This is a genomic window from Pseudomonas sp. Ost2 (assembly GCF_018326065.1).
GTDB lineage: Bacteria > Pseudomonadota > Gammaproteobacteria > Pseudomonadales > Pseudomonadaceae > Aquipseudomonas > Aquipseudomonas gingeri.
On record NZ_AP021904.1, the window covers coordinates 4,639,804 to 4,662,476 of the forward strand.

The following is a 22,673-nucleotide window of genomic DNA, read 5'->3' on the forward strand; positions in this document are numbered from 1 at the left end:
CGGAAATGGCGGCAGCAGCCGTGATGACCTGGTGCCCGGCCTACGGTCCTAAAGCCACCCTCGGTAGCGATTCACGATCTTTTCGCTTCACACCTGCGACTCGATAAATTCGAGCATCATCTCGTTGCCGTCGAGAATATCCGTGCAAATGGCCTGTCTGGCGGCAGCGCCATTGCGCACCTTGAGCGCCGCCAGCACCTCCCAGTGGTGTTCGATCGCGACCCGCTCCGAAAAGTGATCGTAGGCCAGGGCCAGCAGCGGGCCCGTGCGCATCCACAGGCTGTCGAGAAAGCCGCGCAGCAGCGGCATCTGGGCGATGTCGGCAAAGAAGAAGTGAAACGCCTGGTTGAGCTTCAGCGCCTCGGCCATGTCCTCGCGCTGGATGGCGTCGACATTTGCCCGGATGTTGTCTTCGATCCGCTGCAGGTCTTCATCGGTGACCATCGCGGCAGCCGCTTCCGCGGCCAGCCCTTCCAGGGCCAGGCGCACCGAGCGGATTTCCAGGTATTGCTGGCGCGTCAGGGAAGGCACGCGGATGTCTTTCGGGGTCCGCATGACCAGCGCCTGTTCCTTGGCGAGTTGCAGGATGGCGTCGCGCACTGGCGTAACGCTGGTACCCAACTGGGTGGCCAGGTCTCGAATCCGCAGTTTGTCGTCTGGCTTGAGCCTACCGGTGACCAATGCTTCTCGCAGCGAGGAATAAACGCTGGTGCCTAGATACGCGTGTTTAATTTCGCCGATTGGGTAGCTCATATCAGATCCGAGTGAAGGAAGGCTCTATCTGGCAGGTTGGGGACAACCTGACCGCAGCAAGCCACATCATCGCGGTTTCAGGGAGAAAAAACCAGCTACACAACATGATGCATCATGCATTATGATTCATGTGTCGTTCCCCCAACCAGCGAGAAGACCATGAACAAGACACGCTCCACCCTGGCCCAGAAAGATATGCTCCACCACCTGCACCCCTACACCAATGCCCGCGCCCACCAGGAAGTCGGCCCGCTGATCATTGAGAGAGGTGAAGGGGTTTTCGTCTTTGACGAGGACGGCAAGCCGTACATCGAGGCCATGGCGGGGCTTTGGAGCGCGGCGCTGGGCTTCAGCAACAAGCGCCTGGTCGCCGCTGCCGAAAAGCAGATGTCGACGCTGCCGTTCTATCACCTGTTCGGCCACAAGTCGCACTCGCCGAGCATCCAGCTGGCCGAAAAACTGATCGACATGGCACCGGTGCCGATGAGCAAGGTGTTCTTCACCAACTCCGGCTCGGAAGCCAACGACACCGTGATCAAGCTGGTCTGGTACCTCAACAACGCCCAGGGCAAGCCGGCGCGCAAGAAATTCATCAGCCGCATCGGCGGCTATCACGGCATTACCCTGGCCAGCGCCAGCCTGACCGGCCTGCCGGCCAACCAGCGCGGCTTCGATGTGCCGCTCCCGGGTTTCCTGCATGTGGGCAATCCACACCATTACCGCAACGCCCTGCCGGGTGAAACCGAAGAGCAGTTTGCCGATCGCCTGGCGGCCGAACTCGATGCCTTGATCGTCCACGAAGGCCCGGAAACCATTGCTGCTTTCGTCGGCGAGCCATTGATGGGCGCGGGCGGCGTGATCGTGCCGCCGCGTACCTACTGGGAGAAAATCCAGAAGGTGTGCCGCAAGCACGACATCCTGGTCGTCGCGGACGAGGTGATTTGCGGGTTTGGGCGTACCGGGAACATGTTCGGCAGCCAGACCTACGACATCAAGCCGGACATCATGATTCTGTCCAAGCAGCTCTCTTCGTCCTACCAGCCGATCTCGGCCATCCTGATCAACGATCGGGTCTACCAGGGCATCGCCGACCAGACCAAGGCCTTCGGCGCCCTGGGACATGGCTTTACCGGCGGCGGCCATCCGGTCGCGGCCGCCGTCGCGCTGGAAAACCTGAAGATCATCGATGAGGAAGACCTCGTTGCCCGGGCCGCGCACATGGGCGAAATCCTGCGTCGCGGCCTGCAGGATTTCAGCGATCACCCACTGGTGGGTGAAGTGCGTGGTGCCGGCCTGATTGCCGCTGTCGAGCTGGTCGCCGATCGCGCCACCAAGGCCCCCTTGGAAACGCCAGGGACGCTCGGGCGCTTCCTCGCGGGACGTGCCCAGGAGCACGGCATGATCACCCGCAACATGGGCGATGCCATCGCCTTCTGCCCTCCCCTGATCATCTCGGAAAGCGAAGTCCGGTCGCTGCTCGATCGATTCGGCATGGCCCTGGACGACACCAGCAAGTGGGTCAACGGCTGACAGAACGCGGCAAGCAAAAAGGCCTGGTGTGAACCAGGCCTTTTTTTATTGCAGCAATCCAGCGCTGGCAAACACTCAGATGACACGGGTCCCACGCAGCCTTTCATTGCGCCGACGCAACCACTCCATCAGCAGTAGCAGGATCGCGGAAGCCACCACCATCAAGGTCGCTGCCGCCGCAATCGTCGGATTGAGGTTCTCGCGAATGCCGCCGAACATCTGCATCGGCAGGGTGCGCTGCGCGGGGCTCGCCAGGAACAGCGTAACCACCACCTCATCGAAGGAAGTGGCGAACGCGAACAAGGCGCCACTGATCACCCCGGGTGCGATCAGCGGCAGCATCACCTTGCGAAACGCCATGAAGGGAGTCGCCCCCAGGCTGGCGGCGGCACGGGAAAAGTTGCGGTCGTAACCCTGCAACGTCGCGGCGACCGTTATCACCACGAATGGCACACCGAGCGCAGCATGGGCCAGCACCAGTCCCAGGTAGCTGTTGAGAAGATTCAGCTGGGCAAAAAAGAAATACAGCGCGACAGCGATGATCACCACGGGCGCGATCATCGGCGAAATCAGAATCGCCATGATCAGGCCCTTGCCGCGGAACTCCCCCCGCGCCAGCCCGACCGCCGCCAGGGTTCCCAGCGCGGTCGCCAGCAAGGTCGCGGCCGGCGCGATCACCAGGCTGTTGCGCAGTGCCCGCATCCACTCCTGGGAACCGAGGAACTCCTGGTACCAGCGCAGGGAAAACCCGCTCAACGGGTAACTGAGGAACGAGCCCTCGTTGAAGGACAGCGGCACGATCACCAGGATCGGTACTACCAGGAAGATCAGCAAGCTGAAACTGAACAGGCTGAAGACCGGCGCCCAGAGGCGCTCGATCAATGTGGAATGATGGTTCATCAAACACCTCATGCACGCTGGGCGGGGTTGGCTGGACGAGTGATGCGCGAATACACCCAATAGAGCAGCAGGACGATGATCAGCAACTGGCTCCCCAGTGCCGCCGCCATGCCCCAGTTGATCGTCGTATTGGTGTAGAACGCGACGAAATAGCTGAGCATCTGATCGCCTGGACCACCCAGCAACGCCGGCGTGATGTAGTAACCGATCGCCATGATGAACACCAGCAGCGCCCCCGCGGTGACCCCGGCAAACGTCTGCGGCACGTACACCGACCAGAACGCCCGGAAGGGATGGGCGCCCAGGGAAACGGCCGCGCGCACATAGTTGGGCGAGATGCCCTTCATCACCGCGTACAACGGCAGGATCACGAACGGCAGGAGAATGTGGGTCATCGAGATGTACACGCCGACCCGGTTGAACACCAGTTGCAGTGGCTGCTCGATCAACCCGAGGCCGATCAGCGAGCTATTGATCAACCCGCCGTTCTGCAACAGGACGATCCAGCCCGCCGTGCGCACAAGCAACGAGGTCCAGAACGGCAGCAACACCATGATCAGCAGCAGGTTGGCGCGACTGCTCGGCTGCCTGGCCAGCCAGTACGCCACCGGATAGCCCAGCAAGACACAGAACAGCGTGACGATGCTGGCCATCCACAATGTGCGCAAGAGCACCGACAGGTACAGCGCCTGCCCTTTCGGCAACTCGACAATATTGCCGGTCTGGACATCCACCTGGCGGTCGAATGCCGCCAACAGGTAGTAAGCGGTCAGCGGCCGCCCCGCACGCTGGATACTGCGCCAGGTGCCGGGCTCTGCCCACATCGTCGATTGCGCGATCAAGGCCCGGCTGATGGACTCGGCACCGGGATCGGGCAACTTGCGCAACGTCAACGAGAGCAGGGTCCGATAGCGGCCGTCCTCATACCCGAGCCGCTTGATCAGGCCGGGGATCTGCCCCTGGGCCCTGGCTTCGGCCAGATCCCCGAGCAAGGCGGCGAAGACCTTCTCTTCCGGCAGTCCCTTGCCATCCCAGTGTTGCAATGCCTGAAGCGTATTCGGCAGGGCCTTGCCGACCTCAGGATTATCCAGGCTCTTCCAAAGGATGTTGCCAATGGGAAAAACAAAGCTGATCAGTAGAAAAAGCAGCAGGGGGGCGATCAACAGGATCGAGCGTTTGCGATAAGCACTTTCGGCATGCAGCAAGCGCTGCTTGAGCGAGGAGGACGTTTCAGTGGGGTGATCGATAGCCGTCAGGCTGACTTCTGACATGCTGGTCTCCAGATGTGAGGCTGAACCGGCTTCAGGCAAACCGAAGCCGGTAGATACTGATTAGTTCGCCGCCCAGGCGTTGAAGCGTTGCTCCAACTCTTCACCGTGCTCGATCCAGAACTCGGTATCCACACCGCGCGCACCCTTGAGGTTTTCCGGGGCGGTTGGCAGATCGGGGCGGACCTTGGCGTCAATCTGCGCGATAGCCAAGGTGTTCGTCGGGCCGTAGGGGATGGTCTCGGCGAATACCTTCTGGTTCTCGGGACGGCCGGCAAAGGCAATGAATTGCTCGGCCAGGGCCTTGTTCTTCGAGCCCTTGACGATCGCCCAGCTGTCGAGATCGTAAAGACTGCCATTCCAGACGATCGAGAACGGGTGGCCTTCCTTCTGCGCCGCCGTCACTCGCCCGTTGTAGGCCGAGGTCATGACCACATCGCCGGAAACCAGCCATTGCATGGGTTGCGCGCCGGCTTCCCACCACTGGATATTCGGCTTGATCTGATCGAGCTTCTTGAATGCCCGGTCGACACCTTCCGGAGTCGCCAGCACGTTGTACAGCTGCCCCGGCGACACCCCGTCGGCGAGCAAGGCAATTTCCAGGGTGAACTTCGCGGATTTACGCAGGGCGCGCTTGCCCGGCCAGGTTTTCACGTCCCAGAAATCCGCCCAGCCCGTGGGGGCCCTGGCCAGTTTTTTCGCATCGTAGGCCAGTACCGTGGACCAGATGAAAATCCCCGCTCCGCACTCGTTCACCGCCGAATCGACAAACTGTTTCTTATCGCCTAGCCTGGACCAGTCCAGCGGTTCGAAAAGGCCTTCGCTACAGCCGCGCACCAACTCGGGACTTTCGACTTCGACGACATCCCAGCCCACCTGTCCGGTTTCCACCATGGCCTTGATCTTGGCCATTTCACCGTTGAACTCACCGGCCTCGATATCGACTTTGTTCGCTTTGGAGAAGGGTTGGTAGAACGCCTTCTCCTGGGCCTGCTTGTTGAGTCCGCCGAAGGACACCACCGTCAGTTGCTGGGCCTGTACCTGGCTCGCCACGCCAGCCATCAGCACCAATACCGCTATTTTCTTGAACATGGAAACGCTCCTCTGCAGTGTTTTGGGGCAATGCTTTTCAATGAAGGGCCGACGTTAATGAACGACCAGGGGATCCAGCGCGCTGGCGTCGTGGCTGAACCAACTGACAGGGAGCGAAATGCCGGTGGACCAGCCGTCCTGCATTTCGGCGATGGGGATTTTCGCGGTGAACTCTTTCTGGCCGGCGACGTTGAGCCTGACCCGCACGTGATCGCCCAGGTAGATCAGTTCCTCGATGCGACCGGGAAGACTGTTCGCAGACGGCTTGTCGAGCCCGACACGTTCCGGTCGAATCGACAACGAGGTCGATGCCCCCACCGGCAAGGCCGTCGTGGCGCGGGCGCCGACCTCGGAACCATCGGCCAGGCGCACCCGGCACTCCGGCCCTGACACGGAAATGACCGTGCCGGGCAGTGCGTTGTTTTCACCGATGAAATGGGCGACGAAAGAATTGCCGGGGTGCTCGTACAGCGCTTTCGGAGTATCGATCTGCTGGATCACGCCATCGTTGAATACCGCGACGCGATCGGACAAGGTCAACGCCTCGGCCTGGTCATGGGTGACGAATACCACGGTCAGACCCAACTGGCGGTGCAAGCGACGGATCTCGAGCTGCATCTGTTCACGCAGCTGTTTGTCCAGGGCCCCCAGGGGTTCGTCCATCAGCACCAGGCTCGGCTCGAAGACCAGCGCGCGAGCCAGCGCGATGCGTTGCTGCTGCCCACCGGAAAGCTGGGCCGGATAACGATCGGCCAGATGTCCGAGCTGGACCATGTCCAGGGCCCGCCTGACTTTCAGCTCGATATCGGCGCGGCCCAGGCGCCTGACCTTCAACGGGAACGCCAGGTTGCGGGCAACGGTCATGTGCGGGAACAGTGCGTAATTCTGAAAGACCATCCCGATCCCGCGCTTGTGCGGCGCCACCGTATGCAACGGCTGGCCGTCGAGCAGAATCTCGCCCTCGGTGGGCGTTTCAAAACCCGCCAGCATCATCAGGCTGGTGGTTTTCCCCGACCCCGAAGGCCCCAGCAATGTGAGGAACTCGCCGCGCTGGATGTCCAGATCGAGTTTCTTGACCACCAACTGTTCGCCGTCATAGCTCTTCTGCACGCCTCGGAAGCGGACATAAGGAGAGGCTGTATTCATGGCTTCACCTGTTTTTTGTTGTTCTGGAATTGGAGCTCGGTTTTGCGCGTTTTCATTTTAACCACACCTCGAAGCATGATGCATCATGTTTTATATTTCACGAACGCAGCATAATGCATGCCAATTTCCCAACCGGCGGCCCACAGGAGAGTTGGCGTAAAAGCGAGCAAAATGAGTGCACCAGAAAGGCGCGGCACAGGAGTGGGAGGCGGGAAGAATCGGTTGACAGCGATCATCGTTAGAAACATGATGCATCAAGCATCAAAACAACGATGTTTCGAGGATCCGATCCATGAGCGAGAAAAAAACGTTGCTGCTGACAGGTGCCAGTCGAGGCATCGGGCACGCCACCGTCAAACACTTCAACGCGGCAGGCTGGCGTGTATTCACCGCCTCTCGCCAAAGCTGGGGAGCCGAATGCCCTTGGGCGGACGGCCAGGAAAACCACATCCACCTGGACCTGGAAGATATTGGCAGCATCGAAGCCAGTATCGGCCTGATCAAGGAAAAGCTGGGCGACGGCAAACTGCATGCGTTTGTCGATAACGCCGGGATCAGCCCCAAAGGACCCGAGGGCGGTCGACTGGGTGTCCTGGAAACCGACTATGCGACCTGGATGCGGGTCTTCAACGTCAATCTGTTTTCCACCGCCCTGCTCGCCCGCGGCCTGTTCGAAGAGCTGAAGGCGGCGCGAGGCACCATCATCAATGTCACCTCCATTGCCGGCTCCAGGGTTCATCCCTTTGCCGGGGTTGCCTACGCCACCTCAAAGGCGGCCCTGTCCGCGCTGACCCGGGAAATGGCCTATGACTACGGTCGGCACGGCATCCGGGTGAACGCCATCGCCCCGGGTGAAATCGATACGTCGATCCTTTCCCCGGGTACCCAGGACATCGTCGAACGCAACATTCCGATGCACCGGCTCGGCAAGCCCGAAGAGGTGGCGTCGCTCATTCATTTCCTTTGCACCAGCGGCGCTTCCTACATCAATGGCGCCGAAATCGAAGTCAACGGCGGCCAGCACGTCTGAGTCGTCCTTCGTCCCTTACATGCTACCCACTGGAGTCCTGTATGAATTTGCGAGATAGCAGTCTGTTCCGCCAACAAGCCTATATCGCCGGTGTCTGGAGCGATGCGGACAACGGCCAACAGATCAAGGTGAACAACCCGGCGACGGGCGAGATCCTGGGCAGCGTGCCGAAAATGGGCGCCGCGGAAACCCGCCGCGCCATTGAAGCCGCCGAGAAAGCCCTGCCCGACTGGCGCGCCCGGACGGCCAAGGACCGTGCGACGGTATTGCGTCGCTGGTTCGAGTTGATCATGGCGAACCAGGACGACCTCGCCCGCCTGATGACCCTTGAACAGGGCAAGCCGCTGGCCGAGGCAAAGGGCGAAATCGCCTACGCCGCCTCGTTCATCGAATGGTTCGCCGAAGAAGGCAAGCGCGTCTACGGCGATATCATTCCAGGCCATCAGCCGGACAAGCGGCTACTGGTGATCAAGCAACCCATCGGGGTGACGGCGGCCATTACGCCCTGGAACTTCCCTTGCGCGATGATTACCCGCAAGGTCGGCCCGGCCCTGGCTGCCGGTTGCACCATGGTGATCAAGCCTGCCAGCCAGACCCCGTTCTCGGCCCTGGCACTGGCGGAGCTGGCTACCCGGGCGGGCATTCCCGAAGGCGTCCTCAGCGTCGTCACCGGATCCGCGGTACAGATCGGTGCGGAACTGACCGGCAACCCGATCGTGCGCAAACTGTCGTTCACAGGCTCGACCGAAATCGGCCGCCAGTTGATGGCCGAATGCGCCAGGGACATCAAGAAAGTCTCCCTCGAACTCGGCGGCAACTCGCCGTTTATCGTGTTCGCCGACGCCGACCTCGATGCCGCTGTCGAAGGCGCCCTGATGTCCAAATACCGCAATGCGGGCCAGACCTGCGTCTGCGCCAACCGCCTGTATATCCACGACAGCGTCTACGACGAGTTCGCCGACAAGCTGAAGGCCGCCGTCGCCAGGCTACGCCTGGGCAATGGCCTGGATGAAGGCACGACCACCGGCCCGCTGATTGATGAAAACGCGGTCCTGAAAGTCCAGGAACATATCGCTGACGCCGTCGGCAAAGGCGCCCGGGTAGTTGCCGGCGGCCAACCCCACGCGCTCGGTGGCACCTACTTCGAACCGACCATTCTGGTGGACGTCCCCAGGGACGCCCTGGTTGCCCGGGAAGAAACCTTTGGCCCACTGGCCCCGTTGTTCCGCTTCAGCGACGAAGCGGACGTGGTGGCCCAGGCCAACGACACCGAGTTCGGCCTGGCGGCCTATTTCTTCGCCCGCGACCTGTCCCGGGTATTCCGTGTGGCCGAAGCCCTGGAGTACGGAATCATCGGGATCAACACCGGCATCATTTCCACCGAAACAGCACCTTTCGGCGGCATGAAATCTTCCGGGCTGGGTCGTGAAGGCTCCAGGTACGGGATCGAAGACTATCTGGAAATCAAATACATGTGCCTGGGCGGCATCTGAGGATCGAGCCGGGGTTTTCCAGGCGGGTATCCGCTGCCCGCCTGGAAGCCTCGAAGCCTCGAAGCCCGATGGTGATCATCGGCGAAGCCCTCCCCTGACATTCCCGGTGCTATCCCCGCACCGATGCAAAAGCCGCAAGAACAGACACCCTTGGCACCGTGCTGATCAGTGTGGTCGTGGGCAACCCATGCACTCGCAATTTTATGAGAACAAATCCAATATTGAATTATTATTCAATATTGAATATTGTCCCATGAAATTGACGAGCCCATCGTGGCAACTCGCACAACGACGCTGAAATCACACGGTCTCCCATGGAAAACAACAATAAAAATACCCCGCTGCCAATCTCGACTGACGTACTGATTGTCGGCTTCGGTCCGGTGGGTGCTGCGCTGGCGGCCCTGCTCGGGCGTTATCAGGTCAATGCCCTGGTGATCGACAGGCAGCACGAGATACTGCGTATGCCACGGGCTATTGCCCTGGATAACGAAGCCTTGCGCATGCTGCAGTTGATCGGCCTGCCTGAAGACGCCTTCGATAAACAGGTTATTCCCGAAGTCAAAATGCACTGTCCACTGGTGGGCCAGTTCAGCCGCGCCAATACCAGCGGCTGCATCGACGGCCATCCCAAACTGGTGACCTTTTACCAACCCGACCTGGAAAACGCGTTGCGCAGCCGGTTGCTGCAATACCCCGGCATCACCACGTGCACGGGTTACGAGTTGCTCGATGTCCAGCAGCATGGCGAGCACGTGGAAGCCTTTGTGCTGGATCAGGATGGCCAGACATTTACCGTCAACGCCAGATACCTGATCGGCGCAGACGGTGCGGGGTCACGGGTACGCAACCTGATTGGCCAGGATTTCAGCGGGCAGACCTATGCCGAAGACTGGTTGATCGTGGATGCCAATGGCCGCGAAGAGCAGGCGATCGACCATGTCGAGTTTCTTTGTGATCATCGTCGCCCTACCCCTCACATGCCCGCGCCCGGCGGCCGGGAACGCTGGGAGTTCATGCTGCAGCCCGGGGAAACGCGAGAGGAAATGGAGCAGCCGCATCGCATCGCGCAGCTGTTGGCCCCCTGGGTAAAGGCTGCCGACTTGAGTATCGAACGCACGGCGGTGTACCGCTTCCACGCGCGATGCTGTGAAAGTTTTCAAAAGGATCGGGTATTTCTGATTGGCGACGCGGCGCACATTACGCCACCCTTTGTCGGCCAAGGATTGGTGGCCGGGCTGAGGGACGCGTGCAACCTGGCCTGGAAACTGGCCTGGGTTCTCGACAACCGCGCAGCCCCCGGCATACTCGACAGCTATGATCAGGAACGCCGTCCCCATGCCAAGGAGATGATCGATCTGGCGAAACTGATGGGGCGTGCGGTGATGCCGCGCAATGCCCTGGTCGCCTTGTTGATCCATGGGGTGATGAAATCACTGACGCTGTTCCCGCCCACACGCCGGCTGTTCGAAGAGCTGGACATCAAACCGAAGAACCGTTTCAGGAAGGGACTGTTCAGCCAACAGTGCAGGACGAAGTCCCTTCCTGTCGGCGGCCTGTTGAGCCAATGCCTGGTACGCGATCCGCGCCACGGAATCGTCTTGAGTGACGATGTACTGGGCGATCAAATGACCCTGATCGGTTTCGGCACCGACCCGCGCCAACAACTTGAACCCGCCACCCATGAACAATGGCAGGCTCATGGTGGCGGGTATCTGCAGATCGTCCAGCGTGGCCAACGGGGTCATTCAGACACTCATTGGGTCGAGGACTTGAGCGGCGAGCTGCTGAAATGCCTGCCGGCTCATTCGCTGCTGATCGTTCGCCCCGACCGGATCGTGATGCATAGCGGCGCAGCGGGCCAGGCAAATGACCTGGCAAAAGCCTGCATGGCCCTGCTGGGTAATTGAAAAGATCAGCAATATTGACGGTAATCTGATTACTATCACTGATCTTTCATCCAGCCGCGCAATAAATCTCCAGGCATTCCAATGAGCAAAAAAGCCGACGCCGAACAGTCCACCGATACCCTGGTCCCCCTGACGCGAGGCCACAAGAAAAAGGAGCGCACGCGCCAGGGCCTGCTGGATGCGGCGCTGCGGGTATTCTCCCGCAAGGACGTGCTTGAAACGGGCCTGCTGGAACTGGCTGAAGAAGCGCAGGTATCCACCGGCACCATCTATAACTACTTCCGTACCCGCGAAGAGGTCGCGGAGGCCGTGGGGATCGCCATGGCCAGCGAGTTCTCCGAAGACATTTCCCGCTTGAGCGCGGGTATTGATAACGGCGCTCAGCGCGTTGCGATCGGTGTGCGCATGTTTATCCTGCGTGCGATTGCCGACCCGGACTGGGCCAGTGCGCTGGTGCGGATCGTGCACTTTGATAAAGGTCTGCGCTCAAAGCTCGCGATGCACGTCCAGGCGGATCTTCGCAGTGGCGCAGAACAGGGGCACCTGTCATTTGCCGACGAAAGCGTGGCCCTGGACCTGGTCATTGCCTGTGCCACAGGAGGCATGCGCAGTGCGATCGAGGGCCGTGCAGTCGAGCAACATGATGAGAAAGTCGCCGAGATGGTGCTTAAAGCCCTGGGCGCCGCCCCGGCCAAGGCCAGAAAACTCGCCACCCATCCTTTGCCGCGAGCCGGCGAGTAAGCGCGCCGACCTCGGCACTCGGCTGGTTATCAGGATGGTTGACTGACCCCAAGCGCCGCCGTCAACGATTACGCATGCGCTCGGCCAACGCGCCAACCGGCCTGGTCAGGCTGCGTTTGAGCCGGCTGGAAAAAGATTCACCAGCATAGATGGGCGCTGCCTGCACGACTTCCCCCGGCTGCCGGTATTGGGGAAACAGACGCAGCGCATGCCCACGATTGATTCCGTAATGCTCGTCGGCGGACCACAGGGTGTTTGCTTCCAGGGTCTGGCATTGCAGGCTGGTGGCGGGAGCCGGGGCAAACGGAAAATCGCTGCCAAAGAGAATGTGATCGGGCTCGACCAGCTCCTTGAGCGCGGCCATCGAGTAACGCGACGGCGACAGCGCTGTATCGAAGTAGAAACGGCGGATGTAGGTGAGAATGCCCTGGGGAGCCAGCTGCTGAAATTGCGGCATGGCGTTGGCCAGGGAAACACGCCAGGCGACATAGGGAAGGAAGCCACCACCGTGGGCAAGGATCCAGCGAATACGAGGGTATTTCTCCATTGTCCCGGTCAGGATCAGATTGACCGCCCCGCGAGTGGTATCGCAGAGAAACTCGATCAGGAAACCGGGGGTCTTGAAACCCAGTTGCTCGCTGCTCCTGTGCAGGTTGGGGTGAACGAACACTACCGTGCCGCGACGATCCAGCTCACTCATCAGCTCGTCAAGACGCGGGTCGCCCAGAAACACCCCGTCGGTGCTGCCGAATAGCACGATGCCCTCGGCCTTGAGCACGTCCAGCGCATAGATCGCTTCGCTACAAGCGGCTTCGGTGAACGGCATGGGCAGTACCGCAAAGTTGCCGAAGCGCTCCGGGAAATCATCGCGCATCTTCGCCGCGTATTCGTTGCAGTCCCGCGCCAGCTGCCGCGCCTGCTCCACCCCGTCGCCCAGATGCACACCGGGTGTGGAGATGGAGGTAATGGCACGCTGGATACCATTCATGTCCATGACATCGATCGACTGTTCGGGCGTCCATCCGGGCAGGAGCGCACCGGCGTGGCGCTCCATGCCCCGCTCGTGGATGGCATCGCGGAACGCGGGGGGAATGATGTGATGGTGTACGTCGATAAGGCCTTGCTTGAGGGGCATTGTTGTTATTCCTGGCGAGAACAGTCGCAACCTGGCCGTGGTAGCCCACGATAAAACACTCACGCAACATAATGAACACCAGTGTTCATATTCGTCAATCGAACCTGTCACTTAAACACCCAGGTTAAAATCAGGATAAAAAGCCATAACCGCTCTAAATCAAGGATTACGTGAGAAATCTCGTTAAAAACAGGATTCCACCTCGAAATACACGATTGACTCAAACTGAACAGTGACGTTCAATAGCTTCAGATTCGAATGGTGGAGAGAGCTTGTGGAGTCATTGAACCCGGTGCAGCGACGCATCCATCAGGCGGCCTTGCGCCTGTTTGCCGAGAAAGGCATCAGTCAGGTCAACATCAGCGACCTTGCCCAGGAAGCGGGCGTGGCGCGCGGCACCATCTACAACAACGTCGAGACGATGGACAAACTGTTCGAGCAGGTCGCCAGCCAGCTCAGCGCAGACATGCACCAGCGCGTCAAAAAGAGCATCGATAGCCTTGAAGACCCCGCGCAGCGCCTGGCCAACGGCATCCGCCTGTTTATCCGTCGCACCCATGAAGAGCCACACTGGGGCGCCTTCATGAGTCGCTTCGCGCTGAGCAACCTGGCTCTGCGGGAAATGTTCTCCAGCCAGGCCGTCCCGGACCTGATCCACGGTTTGGGCATCGGCCGCTACCACTTTCGCCAGGAACAGATGGTCACGATCATTTCGTTTATTGCCAGCAGCGTCCTCGGTTCGATGTTCCTGGTGCTGGAAGGCCTGAAGACCTGGCGGGATGCCGGCACCGATACGGCCGAACTGATATTGCGGGCGTTGGGCGTGAGCATTGAAGACGCCCGTGTGCTGGCCACCGTGGAGTTGCCGCCGCTGCCGCCTTCCGGCTGATTCACGATTGAGTCCCGATGGGCCCGCCCCCTGTGCTTTCAGGGGCGACGGGCAGCTTTTGCCTGAAAAAAGCTTTGGAGAACAAGAATGAGCAATCGCCAGACCCTGACCCTTGCCACCCCGCAGCCGGCGCGCCACCCGCACCCGACGGTAAAGGCCCAGCGGCTTGCCTACCTGATTTTCCAACGCCCGGATCTGGTCAAGGCGGAACGGTTCCTGCGCGATTTCGGCCTCACCGTCAGCCATCGGGCAACCGATACGCTGTATCTGCGCGGCACCGACAGTGCCGCTTATTGCTACCGCATCGAGAAGGCTGACGAAGCGCGCTTTGTCGGCTTCGCACTGGCCGTGGCGACACGGGAAGACCTGCTCAGGCTGGCGCGCCTGCCCGGTGCTTCAGGGGTTGAGGAGCAACCACAACCGGGCGGCGGCGAGCGGGTGCGCCTGCGTGATCCGTCGGGGTTCGTGGTGGAGGCCATCCACGGGCAAGTGCCGGTCAAGCCCTTGCAGCACCGGGCTCCCCTGCCCTTCAACGTGGCCGAACAACTCCCGCGCATCAACGCCACCCAACGCCCCCCGGCCAGCGCTCCGGAGATTCTCAAGCTGGGGCATGTGGTACTGGAAGTGGCCGACTACCAGGCGACGTGCGCCTGGTACACGGAACATTTCGGATTGATTCCCAGCGATGTGCAGGTGCTGCCTGACGGCTCACCGGCGGTGACCTTCATGCGCCTGGACCTCGGCGATACCCCGGCGGACCATCACACCCTGGCCCTGGCGCAAGGCTTCATGCCCGCCTACAGCCACAGTGCCTATGAAGTGGTCGACGCGGACGCGGTCGGCATGGGCCAACGCATCCTGCGCGAGCGGGGCTGGGTGCACGCCTGGGGTATCGGCCGGCACATTCTCGGCAGCCAGATTTTCGACTACTGGCAAGATCCCTGGGGCGACAAACATGAGCACTACTGCGATGGCGATCTGTTCACCCAGGAGCAGCCAACCGAGTTGCACCGCATCAGTGCCCAGGCCATGGCGCAGTGGGGCGAGCGCATGCCCCGCAGCTTCACCAAGCCGAAGATGACCCTGCGCGCCATCCGCGCATTGATTCACAACCTCAGGCACAGCCCGGACCTGACCTTTCGCAAGCTGGTCACCCTGGCGCGCCTGTTCGGCTGAGGCCGTTGGCAACCATTTCAAACGCAGCACAACAACAATCTGATGCCATGCAGCATCAGCCGATCGACGCCTCGGGAGCCCCTGTCATGGCAGTGCATGTAATCCGCTTCGAATACCAGAATCGCGTGCAATGGGGCGTGATTCACGCCGCCAGGATCACCGTGATCGCCGGTGACTACGCCAGTACCGGCGAATTCATCAACAACACCAACGTCACCGAACTGGCCCGGATGAACCAGGGCGATCTGCCCCTGACCGCCGTCAAGCTGCTTTCGCCAGTCACCCGCGACCAACAGTTTGTCTGCCAGGGCGCCAACTACCGTCAGCACATGATCGAATCAGGCATGGACCCCGACGCCAAGCACTTCAACATGATCTTCACCAAAGCTACCAGTTGCATCGTTGCCGCCGACAGTGAACTGATCAAACCCCGCAACGTGCGCTTTCTCGATTATGAAATCGAGTTGGGCCTGGTGCTCAAACGCGCCATCACGGGCAAGGTCACCGTCACTGACCAGAACCTGCACGAATTCGTCGCCGGCGTGGTGGTGGTCAATGACTATTCGGCCCGCGATATCCAGATTCCGCAAATGCAGTTCTACAAGGGCAAAAGCTTCCGCACCTTCGGCCCGGTCGGGCCTTACCTGTGCCTGCTGGAAGCGCACGACATGCATCACCTGAAAAACCTGCAACTGCGCCTCACGGTCAATGGACAGGTTCGACAAAACGACAGCACTGCCAACCTGGTGTACGGACCGGCGGAAACCCTCAGCGAGCTGTCCGGTCTCCAGGACTTCAACGCCGGCGACCTGATTGCCACCGGCACCCCCGCCGGTTGCGCGCTCACCGTGCCTTCGCCCGCGAAACAGCGAATCGGCGCCCTGCTCCCGGAGGCCGTGAAGTGGAAACTGTTTCTGAAAGCCCAGGAAGGCCGCACGCAGTACCTCAAGGCCGGCGATGTCGTCGAGGCCAGCATTCGCAGCAGCGATGGCCAGATCGACCTGGGCACCCAGCGTAATCTCGTGGTGGAGCAAGCCTGATGGCGATGACCAACCTGGCCGATATACAGGCGCTGGAACGCACCCCACTCAATCGTCAGGGACTGGCAGCGAGTACCTATGAGGCCTTGGCGAGGTGTGCCAGGGATCGTCCCGATGCGCCCGCCTTGCGCTTCTTTCTCGATGCACGGCATTTCCAGCAGACCCACGACTGGAGCTACGCCGAGCTGTTCAACGACATTACCCGTGCCGCCAATGCGTTTCACGGGCTCGGACTGGGCCCCGATGACGTCATCGCCTTCATTCTGCCCAACTTGCCGGAAACCCATTTCATCATCTGGGGCGGCGAGGCGACAGGCATCGTCATGGCGGTCAATCCACTGCTGGAAGCCTCGCAGATGGGCGACCTGCTGCGCGCCGCCAAGGCCAGGGTCGTGGTCACCCTGGCACCGACGCCCGGCAGCGATCTGTGGCCCAGGCTCGCGGCGCAACTGGAGCAGCTACCCAGCGTCAGGCAAGTGATCTGGGTCAGCATGGCGCCCTATGTGGGCACGTTGAAGGGCCTGGCGTTGCGCTGGATGGCCCGCCGGGAAAAGGCCCGCTACCGCCATCTGGCGATCGCCGACCTGCGCGGCCTGATGAAGAAACAGCCACATCGGAGCTTGAACAGCGGCAGACAGATTCGCGCCGAAGATCCGTCTTCCTACTTCTGCACGGGTGGGACCACGGGTCTGCCGAAAATTGCCGTGCGCAGCCACGGCTCCGAAGTCTTCAATGCATGGGCCATGGCTCGCAATATGGAACCCCGGGAACCCGGCCTGGTGATTTTATGCGGTTTGCCCCTGTTCCATGTCAACGGCCAACTGGTCACCGGCCTGATGCCTTGGACCCAAGGCGATCAAGTGGTTATCGGCACACCTCAAGGGTACCGCGGCGCCGGGGTTATCCCGGGCTTCTGGGCGATGGTCGAGCACTTCAGGATCAACTTTTTCTCCGGTGTTCCCACCGTGTATTCCGCGCTGTTGCAACAACCGGTGAAAGGACACGATCTCGGCAGCCTGCAAAGCGCCTTGTGTGGTGCGGCACCGATGCCGGTAGAGCTGTTCAAGGATTTCGAAACACAAATCGGCGTACCGATCCTCGAAGGCTATGGCCTTACCGAGGGCGCCTGCGTGTCGTCGTGCAACCCCGCGGGCGGCGAACGGAAAATCGGCTCCATCGGCCTACGCCTGCCCTATCAGGACATGCGCGCGGTGATACTGGATGAACACGGTGGCTACCTGCGCGATGCGATGAGCGACGAAGTCGGGGTGATCGCCATTCATGGTCCCAACGTGTTTATCGGCTATCTGCAGGCCGAGCACAACCAGGGTTTGTGGATCGAGATTGACGGTCAGCGCTGGCTGAACACCGGCGACCTGGGACGCCAGGATGCCGATGGCTATTTCTGGCTGACCGGACGCAAGAAGGAACTGATCATCCGCGGCGGCCACAACATCGACCCGAAACAGATTGAAGAAGCATTGCAGGCACATCCGGCCGTCGCCCTGGTTGCAGCCGTCGGTTGCCCCGATGCCTATTCCGGCGAAGTCCCTGTCGCCTACGTCCAGCTCAAGCCTGGCCAGCGCTGCACGGCCGCGACCTTGCTGGCGTTTGCCGGACAGGCCATTTGCGAACGCTCGGCCGTGCCCAAGCGCATCGAGATCCTCGAGGCACTGCCGGTCACCCCGGTCGGCAAGATCTTCAAACCGGCCTTGCAGCAACTGGAGATCGCCAGGGTCGTACGCCAGGAGGCGAGCAACGCCGGAGTGCAGGACGTCAGCGTGAACGTGCTGCAAGACCCGCGTCGCGGGCTGGTGGCGCACATTGCCGCCGGCGCCCATCGCGAACGGCTGATGCCCCTGCTGGGACGCTACAGCTTTCAGATCGAATGGCTCGGCTAAGCCGGGCCCACCGCTGCCCGCCGACTCGAAGAGGCGATTACTGCCACCCGCAACCTGACCTTTGAGCACCACCCACTGAGCACCGAGAACCGGCCATGTCCCTGCCATGGCCTGCGAGACCTGCTGCGCCTTGAAAACCGTACAGGGACGCGTAACGCACCACAAAAACAACAAGAGGTAGTGAACGCAATGACTCGTAAACAACCCCCATGGCAACAGGCTCGCCTTCCCCTCGCGCTGGGTCTGGCAGCGTTGGCCAGCACACCGGCCTTGGCGATCGATTTCGACATCGGCGAGTTTCACGGACAATTCGACTCCAGCCTCTCGGTGGGCTCCAGCTGGTCCTTGAACAACCCGGAAAAGGAACTGCTCAGCAGCCACAGCGCCGACGACGGCCGGCTCAACTTCAAGAAGGGTGACGCCTTCAGCCGGGTGTTCAAGGGTGTGCACGACCTTGAACTCAAATACGGCGACAGCGGCGTGTTCGTGCGCGGCAAGTACTGGTATGACTTCGCCCTCAAGGACGAGCACCAGCGGTTCAAGGACATCGACGACCACGGTCGCGAGGAAGGTGCGAAGGCCTCCGGCGCCGAGTTTCTCGATGCCTTCATCTACCACAACTACCTGATCGGCGACCTGCCCGGCACCGTCCGCCTGGGCAAGCAAGTGGTGAGCTGGGGCGAAAGCACCTTTATCCAGGGCGGCATCAACAGCATCAACCCGGTAGACGTGACGGCCTTTCGCCGTCCCGGTTCGGAGATCAAGGAAGGCCTGATTCCGGTCAACATGTTCTACCTGTCGCAGAACCTCACCGACAACCTCTCGGCGGAAGGTTTCTACCAACTGCAATGGCAGAAAACCGCGATCGACAACTGCGGCACTTTCTTCTCCCAGACGGACGTGATCGCAGACGGCTGCAACGGCCTGCCGGTGGGACCGATACTCGACCAGAATGCGGCCGCGCGGGCGGGGCTTTCGCCCTTTGGCGTGCAACTGTCCAACGAAGGCGTCGTGATTCCCCGTGCCCGCGACCGCGATGCCCGTGACGGCGGTCAGTGGGGCGCGGCGTTGCGCTGGTTCGCGCCAGAGCTGAACAGCGAGTTTGCCGGCTACTTCATCAACTACCACAGCCGCCAACCCTACGTCAGCGCCATCAGCAGCGCCCATGCCGCCGACCTGGGGTTTGCCCCGCAACTGTGTGGCAACCTTGGCGTGCCGGCCGGCGCCTGCGGCGGCTTTCTCGCCAGTCCCACCGGCCAGAGCCTGGCGCAGGCCTACCGACTCGGCACCTCGCAGTACTACATCGACTACCCGGAAGACATCCGCCTCTACGGCCTGAGTTTCAGTACCAGCCTGCCCAGCGGCACGACCCTGGCCGGCGAGATCAGCTACCGGCCCAACATGCCGCTGCAGATCAGCCCGGTGGACCTGATCAGCGCCGGCATCGGTGTGCCAGCGCTGACGCCGGTACTGTCGTCCGGTGCGGCTTCATTGGGCAATGGCCAGGATGTCTCCGGCTATCGACGCAAGGAAGTCACCCAGGCCCAGATCACCGCCACGCATTTCTTCGACCAGGTCATGAATGCCGAGCGCCTGACCCTGATCGGTGAAGTGGGGCTCACCCATATCGGCGGCCTGGAAGGCAAAGGCGGATTGCGCTATGGCCGCAGCACCGCCTACGGACAAGGCCAGCTGTACCCGGACAACAGCCTCTGTACCCACACCACCAACGTGCAGACGCCCTCCAACTGCAACAACGACGGCTTCGCCACCAGCACTTCCTGGGGCTACCGCGTGCGCGCCATCTGGGACTACAACGGGGTGATTCCCGGCGTGGAACTGCACCCCAACGTTGCCTGGTCTCACGACGTCAAGGGCTACGGCCCCGAGCCCGGCTTCAATGAAGGCTCCAAGTCCCTGAGCCTGGGGCTCGACGCCAACTACCTCAATACCTACACCGCCAGCCTCTCCTACACCGACTTTTTCGGCGGCGCCTACAACGTGAATATTGACCGTGACTTCGTTGCCCTGAGCTTCGGCATGTCCTTCTAAGTGGAAGCAAAAACCATGAAAAACCTGATCCTGTTTGCCACCACCTGCACCCTGCTGGCAGCCACTACCCTGACCCAGGCGGCAGTGCCGGCGAGTGAGGCGGCGAAGCTGGGCAACAGCCTGACACCGGTCGGCGCGGAAAAAGCCGGCAACGCCGATGGCAGCATTCCGCCCTGGACCGGCGGCCTGCCCGAGAATGCCGGCAGTGCGAGCCCCACAGGCAACCTCAGCGACCCATTCGCTGGCGAGAAACCGCTGTTCACCATCACCCCGCAGAATGTCGCCCAGTACCAGGACAAGCTGACGCCGGGCCAACAGGCCTTGTTCAAGCGCTACCCGGACAGCTTCCATATGCGGGTTTTCCCCAGCCATCGCAGCGCCGCCCTGCCCGATAGCGTGAACCAGGCCATCGCCAGGAACGCACTGAAATCGATGCTGGTCTCCGGTGGCAACGGCCTGTCGGACTTTGAAATCGCCACGCCCTTTCCCATTCCCCAGAACGGGCTCGAGGTGATCTGGAACCACATCACCCGCTACCGCGGCGGCAGTGTCCGGCGTACCCACGTCCAGGCAACGCCGCTGGCCGACGGCACCTTCAACCCGGTGTATTTCAAGCAGCAATTCACCTATCGCGACCAGTTGAAAGACTTCGATCCGCAGAATCCGGGCAATGTGCTGTTCTACTACAAGCAATTGGTGACGGCCCCCGCCCGCCTGGCCGGAGACGTGGTGCTGGTCCACGAAACCCTCGACCAGGTCAAGGAACCCCGCATGGCCTGGATCTACAGTGCAGGTCAGCGCCGCGTGCGCCGGGCACCACAGATTGCCTACGATGGTCCGTACCCTGCTTCGGACGGACAACGGGTGGCAGACAACCTGGACATGTTCAACGGCGCGCCGGATCGCTATGACTGGAAGCTGCTCGGCAAAAAGGAAATCTACATCCCCTACAACAGCTTCCAGCTGGAATCACCCGCACTGAAATACACCGACGTGATCAAGCCGGGCCACATCAACTCCGATATTACCCGCTATGAACTGCACCGGGTGTGGGTGGTGGAAGCCAGCCTCAAGCCTGACCAGCGGCATATCTACGCCAAGCGCGTGCTGTACGTCGACGAGGACACCTGGCAGATCGCCCTGGCCGACCACTACGATGCCCGCAACACCTTGTGGCGCACGGCGGAAGGCTTCATGACCCCGCTGTACGACAAGAAGATTCCGTGGATGGGCGTCGAGGCCTTGTATGACCTGATCAACGGCCGCTACCTAGTCTCCGGGATGCGTAACGAAGAGAAGGACGGCATGGAAATCGGCTTCAAGAGCGTAGCGGCCGAATACACGCCGATAGCGTTGCGCAACGACGGTATTCGCTGAGGCGGCGTCGCTGCATTCGAGATTGAATCCGAGCGTCGGCCGCCAGCACGACTGGCGGCCTTTTCAATCAGGACAGAGCCCCGGCTGATCGAACAGCTTCTGTTCTGGCCACTGCCCTTCGGGCTTTCTGGTATCCCGGATCTTTCAATCCGGCACCAGCAAGGACTTGTTGAGCTCACCGATCTTTTCCAGCCGGGCACGCACGATATTACGGCTGATATTGAGCAGACGCCCGGTCTGTAGCTGGTTGCCGTGGCAGTAGCGATAGGCCGCCCGGAAGATGGTTTCTTCGATGTGCTCATACAAGTCGGGAATGTTCTGTTCGAACAATGCATTCAGCGCGCTTTCCAGGTCCACCGGGCCGCTGAGGGCGGGTGGCGCCTGATGGGCTTCATCCTGGCGAATACCCGAGGAGCGCATGTCCACCAGGTGCAGGTCCGCCGGTTGCACCAGCTGATTGCGGCATACCAGCAAGGCGTGGTGAATGGCGTTTTCCAGCTCGCGGATATTCCCCGGCCAGCTGTGCTCGAGCATTTTGCGCTCGGCTTCGATACTCAGGCTGGCGCGGTTGTAGCCCAGGCGCTGGCAGTGTTCTTCCAGGAAGAATTCGGCCAGCGGCAGGATATCGCCCGGACGTTCGCGCAGTGGCGGCAGGCGGATGGTCGCGACGTGCAGGCGGTAGAACAGATCCTCCCGGAAATGCCCGGCCACCACCGCGTCGGCCAGGTTGACGTTGGTGGCCGCCACCAGCCGTACGTTGATCGGAATCGGCGTGCGCGACCCCAGGCGCACCACTTCACGCTCCTGCAGCACCCGCAGCAACTTCACCTGCATGTTCAGCGGCAGATCGCCGATTTCGTCCAGGAACAGCGTGCCGCCGTTAGCCGCCTCGAACCACCCGGCCTTGTGCGTGGTGGCGCCGGTGAACGCACCTTTTTCATGGCCGAACAATTCGCTTTCCACCAGGGTTTCGGCAAACGCACCGCAGTTCACCGCCACGAAAGGCTCGCGACCGCGACGGCTCAGATGGTGGATGTGCCGCGCCACCAGTTCCTTGCCCGTGCCCGTCTCGCCAATGATCAAGGTGTTGGCTTCACTGGGGGCCAGACGCTCGATACGCGCGAGCAATTCCTGGGAGCGCGGGTCCTTGAAGACCAGCACGGTGGCACGCACCGACTTGGTCAATTCACGGGCGTTGGGATGGGTGATCAGCGACATGATGCATTCCTGGCAGTAAAAG

Annotated in this window: 18 protein-coding genes; 11 read left to right on the top strand and 7 right to left on the bottom strand. The window is 61.1% G+C overall.

Features of this window, described 5'->3' with window-relative positions:
* Positions 1–87: 87 nt before the first annotated feature.
* The gene (locus KI243_RS20250) at positions 88–753 is read right to left on the bottom strand and encodes a GntR family transcriptional regulator (RefSeq protein ID WP_212809822.1); all 666 of its coding nucleotides are present in this window, start codon (positions 751–753) and stop codon (positions 88–90) included.
* A 159-nt stretch (positions 754–912) separates the two neighbouring features.
* Here KI243_RS20250 and KI243_RS20255 point away from each other — a divergent pair, with 159 nt between their 5' ends.
* Entirely contained in the window at positions 913–2,283 is a 1,371-nt protein-coding gene (locus KI243_RS20255; protein WP_177106270.1) for an aspartate aminotransferase family protein, read from the top strand.
* 75 nt (positions 2,284–2,358) lie between these two features.
* Here the strand turns inward: KI243_RS20255 and KI243_RS20260 are convergent, their stop codons facing one another.
* The 4 genes from KI243_RS20260 to KI243_RS20275 are packed head-to-tail and all read right to left on the bottom strand — an operon-like array spanning position 2,359 to position 6,689.
* Complete coding sequence (locus KI243_RS20260; protein WP_244861753.1) at positions 2,359–3,186, bottom strand: ABC transporter permease; 828 nt, start codon at positions 3,184–3,186, stop codon at positions 2,359–2,361.
* Between the two features lie 5 nt (positions 3,187–3,191).
* Positions 3,192–4,454, bottom strand: coding sequence for an ABC transporter permease (locus KI243_RS20265; protein ID WP_212809823.1), 1,263 nt, complete (start codon positions 4,452–4,454; stop codon positions 3,192–3,194).
* Positions 4,455–4,514: 60 nt separating this feature from the next.
* Positions 4,515–5,543 (bottom strand): ABC transporter substrate-binding protein, encoded by a 1,029-nt coding sequence (locus KI243_RS20270; RefSeq protein WP_017128135.1) that lies wholly within the window; start codon positions 5,541–5,543, stop codon positions 4,515–4,517.
* A gap of 54 nt (positions 5,544–5,597) precedes the next feature.
* Entirely contained in the window at positions 5,598–6,689 is a 1,092-nt protein-coding gene (locus KI243_RS20275; protein ID WP_042936194.1) for an ABC transporter ATP-binding protein, read from the bottom strand.
* Positions 6,690–6,981: 292 nt separating this feature from the next.
* Between KI243_RS20275 and KI243_RS20280 the strand changes: the two genes are divergently transcribed.
* The 4 genes from KI243_RS20280 (at position 6,982) to KI243_RS20295 (ending at position 11,863) form a co-directional block, all read left to right on the top strand.
* On the top strand, positions 6,982–7,719 hold the full coding sequence (locus KI243_RS20280; protein ID WP_017128133.1) for an SDR family oxidoreductase: 738 nt from the start codon (positions 6,982–6,984) through the stop codon (positions 7,717–7,719).
* A gap of 41 nt (positions 7,720–7,760) precedes the next feature.
* Complete coding sequence (gabD, locus tag KI243_RS20285; RefSeq protein ID WP_212809824.1) at positions 7,761–9,212, top strand: NADP-dependent succinate-semialdehyde dehydrogenase; 1,452 nt, start codon at positions 7,761–7,763, stop codon at positions 9,210–9,212.
* 314 nt (positions 9,213–9,526) lie between these two features.
* Positions 9,527–11,122, top strand: coding sequence for a bifunctional 3-(3-hydroxy-phenyl)propionate/3-hydroxycinnamic acid hydroxylase (locus KI243_RS20290; protein ID WP_212809825.1), 1,596 nt, complete (start codon positions 9,527–9,529; stop codon positions 11,120–11,122).
* A gap of 81 nt (positions 11,123–11,203) precedes the next feature.
* Positions 11,204–11,863, top strand: coding sequence for a TetR/AcrR family transcriptional regulator (locus tag KI243_RS20295; RefSeq protein WP_212809826.1), 660 nt, complete (start codon positions 11,204–11,206; stop codon positions 11,861–11,863).
* A 61-nt stretch (positions 11,864–11,924) separates the two neighbouring features.
* Here the strand turns inward: KI243_RS20295 and KI243_RS20300 are convergent, their stop codons facing one another.
* Complete coding sequence (locus tag KI243_RS20300) at positions 11,925–12,998, bottom strand: amidohydrolase family protein (protein ID WP_177106273.1); 1,074 nt, start codon at positions 12,996–12,998, stop codon at positions 11,925–11,927.
* A gap of 274 nt (positions 12,999–13,272) precedes the next feature.
* On the opposite strand from KI243_RS20300, the gene KI243_RS20305 reads away from it, so the two are divergent.
* The 6 genes from KI243_RS20305 to KI243_RS20330 all read left to right on the top strand — a co-directional run bounded on the left by KI243_RS20305 (position 13,273) and on the right by KI243_RS20330 (position 21,433).
* Positions 13,273–13,887: a TetR/AcrR family transcriptional regulator gene (locus KI243_RS20305; protein ID WP_017128128.1), complete on the top strand. Its 615-nt coding sequence runs from the start codon at positions 13,273–13,275 to the stop codon at positions 13,885–13,887.
* An 87-nt stretch (positions 13,888–13,974) separates the two neighbouring features.
* Complete coding sequence (locus tag KI243_RS20310) at positions 13,975–15,063, top strand: VOC family protein (protein ID WP_177106274.1); 1,089 nt, start codon at positions 13,975–13,977, stop codon at positions 15,061–15,063.
* An 86-nt stretch (positions 15,064–15,149) separates the two neighbouring features.
* On the top strand, positions 15,150–16,103 hold the full coding sequence (locus KI243_RS20315) for a fumarylacetoacetate hydrolase family protein (protein ID WP_177065685.1): 954 nt from the start codon (positions 15,150–15,152) through the stop codon (positions 16,101–16,103).
* Positions 16,103–18,004: an acyl-CoA synthetase gene (locus tag KI243_RS20320; RefSeq protein ID WP_212809827.1), complete on the top strand. Its 1,902-nt coding sequence runs from the start codon at positions 16,103–16,105 to the stop codon at positions 18,002–18,004. Before KI243_RS20315 ends, KI243_RS20320 begins: the two co-directional genes overlap by 1 nt.
* 189 nt (positions 18,005–18,193) lie before the next feature.
* A complete protein-coding gene (locus KI243_RS20325; RefSeq protein ID WP_042936193.1) occupies positions 18,194–20,056 on the top strand; it encodes a DUF1302 domain-containing protein in 1,863 nt (620 codons plus the stop codon).
* Positions 20,057–20,071: 15 nt separating this feature from the next.
* The gene (locus KI243_RS20330; protein WP_017128123.1) at positions 20,072–21,433 is read left to right on the top strand and encodes a DUF1329 domain-containing protein; all 1,362 of its coding nucleotides are present in this window, start codon (positions 20,072–20,074) and stop codon (positions 21,431–21,433) included.
* 144 nt (positions 21,434–21,577) lie between these two features.
* On the opposite strand, the gene KI243_RS20335 is transcribed toward KI243_RS20330, so the two are convergent.
* The gene (locus tag KI243_RS20335) at positions 21,578–22,651 is read right to left on the bottom strand and encodes a sigma-54 dependent transcriptional regulator (protein WP_017128122.1); all 1,074 of its coding nucleotides are present in this window, start codon (positions 22,649–22,651) and stop codon (positions 21,578–21,580) included.
* Positions 22,652–22,673: the final 22 nt, after the last annotated feature.

Coding starts and splice junctions, on each gene's coding strand:
- KI243_RS20315 (WP_177065685.1), top strand. CDS start 15,150: ATGGCAGTGCATGTAATCCGCTTCGAATACCAGAATCGCGTGCAATGG.
- KI243_RS20255 (WP_177106270.1), top strand. CDS start 913: ATGAACAAGACACGCTCCACCCTGGCCCAGAAAGATATGCTCCACCAC.
- KI243_RS20270 (WP_017128135.1), bottom strand. CDS start 5,543: ATGTTCAAGAAAATAGCGGTATTGGTGCTGATGGCTGGCGTGGCGAGC.
- gabD (WP_212809824.1), top strand. CDS start 7,761: ATGAATTTGCGAGATAGCAGTCTGTTCCGCCAACAAGCCTATATCGCC.
- KI243_RS20280 (WP_017128133.1), top strand. CDS start 6,982: ATGAGCGAGAAAAAAACGTTGCTGCTGACAGGTGCCAGTCGAGGCATC.
- KI243_RS20295 (WP_212809826.1), top strand. CDS start 11,204: ATGAGCAAAAAAGCCGACGCCGAACAGTCCACCGATACCCTGGTCCCC.
- KI243_RS20330 (WP_017128123.1), top strand. CDS start 20,072: ATGAAAAACCTGATCCTGTTTGCCACCACCTGCACCCTGCTGGCAGCC.
- KI243_RS20335 (WP_017128122.1), bottom strand. CDS start 22,651: ATGTCGCTGATCACCCATCCCAACGCCCGTGAATTGACCAAGTCGGTG.
- KI243_RS20250 (WP_212809822.1), bottom strand. CDS start 753: ATGAGCTACCCAATCGGCGAAATTAAACACGCGTATCTAGGCACCAGC.
- KI243_RS20290 (WP_212809825.1), top strand. CDS start 9,527: ATGGAAAACAACAATAAAAATACCCCGCTGCCAATCTCGACTGACGTA.
- KI243_RS20310 (WP_177106274.1), top strand. CDS start 13,975: ATGAGCAATCGCCAGACCCTGACCCTTGCCACCCCGCAGCCGGCGCGC.
- KI243_RS20325 (WP_042936193.1), top strand. CDS start 18,194: ATGACTCGTAAACAACCCCCATGGCAACAGGCTCGCCTTCCCCTCGCG.
- KI243_RS20320 (WP_212809827.1), top strand. CDS start 16,103: ATGGCGATGACCAACCTGGCCGATATACAGGCGCTGGAACGCACCCCA.
- KI243_RS20300 (WP_177106273.1), bottom strand. CDS start 12,998: ATGCCCCTCAAGCAAGGCCTTATCGACGTACACCATCACATCATTCCC.
- KI243_RS20265 (WP_212809823.1), bottom strand. CDS start 4,454: ATGTCAGAAGTCAGCCTGACGGCTATCGATCACCCCACTGAAACGTCC.
- KI243_RS20275 (WP_042936194.1), bottom strand. CDS start 6,689: ATGAATACAGCCTCTCCTTATGTCCGCTTCCGAGGCGTGCAGAAGAGC.